This window comes from Pseudoalteromonas sp. SIMBA_162, from assembly GCF_046535955.1.
Classification (GTDB): Bacteria; Pseudomonadota; Gammaproteobacteria; order Enterobacterales; family Alteromonadaceae; genus Pseudoalteromonas; species Pseudoalteromonas marina.
In genome coordinates, this window is sequence record NZ_JAWJBQ010001297.1 from 1 (window position 1) to 232 (window position 232).

Below are 232 nucleotides of genomic sequence, written 5' to 3' on the forward strand. Positions count from 1 at the left end.
CAAGCTGTTCGAAGCCCTGTCACATCACTACACCCTGCTGGCGATCCCGTTCTTCATTCTCTCCAGCACCTTTCTCTCGACCGGTGGCGTGGCACGCCGCCTGATCACCTTCGCCACCGATGCCATCGGCCACGTGCGCGGTGGGCTGGCGATGGCCTCCGTATTGGCATGCATGCTGTTGGCCGCCGTGTCCGGCTCCTCTCCGGCCACGGTGGCGGCGATCGGCTCCATC

Annotated in this window: 1 protein-coding gene; it reads left to right on the forward strand. The window is 65.1% G+C overall.

What is annotated here, in order from left to right:
- On the forward strand, nucleotides 1–232 hold a 232-nt coding region (locus R0J88_RS23835; RefSeq protein WP_410901433.1), incomplete at both ends, for a TRAP transporter large permease subunit.